The sequence below is a fragment of the Mesorhizobium sp. M7A.F.Ca.AU.001.01.1.1 genome, from assembly GCF_004022735.1.
Lineage (GTDB): Bacteria > Pseudomonadota > Alphaproteobacteria > Rhizobiales > Rhizobiaceae > Mesorhizobium > Mesorhizobium ciceri.
In genome coordinates, this window is sequence record NZ_RZPF01000889.1 from 1 (window position 1) to 2,282 (window position 2,282).

Here is a 2,282-nt window from a genome sequence, read left to right on the forward strand (position 1 = left end):
TTGGTCTTCGGCTCGATGGCGATCTGGATGACCGGATCGGGGAATTCCATGCGCTCGAGGATGACCGGATGCAGCGGATCGCTCAGCGTGTCGCCGGTGGTCGTGTCCTTGAGACCGGCAAGAGCAACGATATCGCCGGCAAAAGCCTCTTCGACGTCGGCGCGCGAGTTCGCATGCATCTGCAGCATGCGGCCGATGCGCTCTTTCTTGCCCTTCACGGTGTTGTCGACCGAGATGCCCTTGGTGAGCCTGCCCGAATAGATGCGCGCAAAGGTCAGCGAACCGACGAACGGGTCGTTCATGATCTTGAAGGCGAGCATCGACAGCGGCTCGTTGTCGTCGGCATGACGCTCGATCTCGGCGTCGGTCTTGGCATCGACGCCCTTGATGGCGGGAACATCGGCCGGGGACGGCAGATATTCGGCAACGGCGTCGAGCAGCGGCTGCACGCCCTTGTTCTTGAAGGCCGAGCCACAGAACATCGGGTAGAACTTGACCGCGATGGTGCCCTTGCGGATCAGCGCGCGAATCTCGTCATTCGACGGCATCTTGCCTTCGAGGTAATTCTCAAGCGCCGTCTCGTCCATTTCGACGGCAGCCTCGATCATCTTCTCGCGGTATTCTTCGGCACGAGCCTTGAGGTCGTCCGGGATCTCGACGATGTCCCAGGCAGCGCCCAGCGTCTCGTCGCGCCAGACCAGCGCGTTCATCTCGACGAGGTCGACAACGCCCTTGAACTCGGTCTCGGCGCCAATCGGCAGCTGCATGACAACAGCATGCGCACCGAGGCGCGAGCCGATCATCTCGACCGAGCGATAGAAGTCGGCGCCGATCTTGTCCATCTTGTTGCAGAAGATCATGCGCGGAACGCGATATTTGTCGGCCTGGCGCCAGACAGTCTCGGTCTGCGGCTCAACACCGGCATTGGCATCGAGCAGCGCGATGGCGCCGTCGAGCACGCGCAGCGAACGCTCGACCTCGATGGTGAAGTCGACGTGGCCGGGGGTGTCGATGATGTTGAAGCGGTGCATCTTGCCGTCACGAGCCTTCCAGAAGGTCGTGGTCGCGGCGGACGTGATGGTGATGCCGCGCTCCTGCTCCTGCTCCATCCAATCCATGGTGGCAGCGCCGTCGTGGACTTCGCCGATCTTGTGCGACTTGCCCGTGTAGTAGAGGACGCGCTCGGTGGTCGTCGTCTTGCCGGCGTCAATATGCGCCATGATACCGAAATTGCGGTAGTCTTCGATTTTGTATTCGCGGGCCATCGTAGCTGCCTCTCAGTCTCGTTCGCGCTTTACCAGCGGTAGTGCGCGAAAGCGCGGTTGGCTTCAGCCATCTTGTGGGTGTCTTCACGCTTCTTGACAGCGGTGCCGCGGTTGTTGGCCGCGTCCATCAGCTCGCCGGAGAGGCGGTCGACCATCGTGGTCTCGTTGCGGTTGCGGGCCGCAGCAATCAGCCAGCGAATGGCCAATGCCTGGCGGCGCTCGGGGCGCACGTCGACCGGAACCTGGTAGGTGGCGCCGCCGACACGACGCGAACGCACTTCCACATGCGGCGCGACATTGTCGAGCGCCTGATGGAAGACGGTGACCGGCTCCTGCTTGGTCTTCGACTGAACCTGGTCGAGCGCGCCGTAGACGATGGTCTCGGCGACCGACTTCTTGCCGTCATACATGACGGCGTTCATGAACTTGGTGACGATCAGATCGCCGAACTTCGGGTCCGGATTGATCTCACGCTTTTCTGCACTGTGACGACGCGACATGGCTTTTGTCTCTCAATCTCATAGCCCGACGCACTCAAGGAGCGCCAAGGCCGGAAAATCTTACTTCGGACGCTTGGCGCCGTACTTCGAACGGCGCTGCTTGCGGTTCTTCACACCCTGCGTGTCGAGCACGCCGCGGATGATGTGGTAGCGAACGCCCGGAAGATCCTTGACGCGGCCGCCGCGGATCATCACCACGGAGTGCTCCTGAAGGTTGTGGCCTTCGCCGGGGATGTACCCGATCACTTCAAAACCATTGGTCAGGCGGATCTTGGCCACCTTGCGCAGCGCCGAGTTCGGCTTCTTCGGCGTCGTTGTATAGACGCGCGTGCAGACGCCCCGCTTCTGCGGGTTCTGCTGCATGGCCGGGACCTTGTTGCGCTTCACCGGCGCAATGCGCGGCTTGCGGATCAGCTGGTTGACGGTAGGCATTAAACCCTCTTGTCTCTCAATTCCGTGTCTCGCCCGGTCAGGGCCGCTCAAAGCGTCATTTCCATACGCAAATTCGGGCCATAAA

Annotated in this window: 3 protein-coding genes; all 3 read right to left on the reverse strand. The window is 61.4% G+C overall.

Annotation, left to right across the window (positions count from 1 at the left end):
- A partial coding sequence (gene fusA, locus EN884_RS33480; protein WP_128361025.1) for an elongation factor G occupies nt 1-1,265 on the reverse strand: 1,265 nt, incomplete at its 3' end.
- A gap of 29 nt (nt 1,266-1,294) precedes the next feature.
- On the reverse strand, nt 1,295-1,765 hold the full coding sequence (rpsG, locus tag EN884_RS33485; protein ID WP_008875664.1) for a 30S ribosomal protein S7: 471 nt from the start codon (nt 1,763-1,765) through the stop codon (nt 1,295-1,297).
- A 60-nt stretch (nt 1,766-1,825) separates the two neighbouring features.
- Nucleotides 1,826-2,197: a 30S ribosomal protein S12 gene (gene rpsL, locus EN884_RS33490; RefSeq protein WP_006333356.1), complete on the reverse strand. Its 372-nt coding sequence runs from the start codon at nt 2,195-2,197 to the stop codon at nt 1,826-1,828.
- Nucleotides 2,198-2,282 lie beyond the last annotated feature (85 nt).

Bases quoted from the DNA above. Each gene is read 5' to 3' on its own strand.
- rpsG (WP_008875664.1), bottom strand. From the start codon at position 1,765: ATGTCGCGTCGTCACAGTGCAGAAAAGCGTGAGATCAATCCGGACCCG.
- rpsL (WP_006333356.1), bottom strand. From the start codon at position 2,197: ATGCCTACCGTCAACCAGCTGATCCGCAAGCCGCGCATTGCGCCGGTG.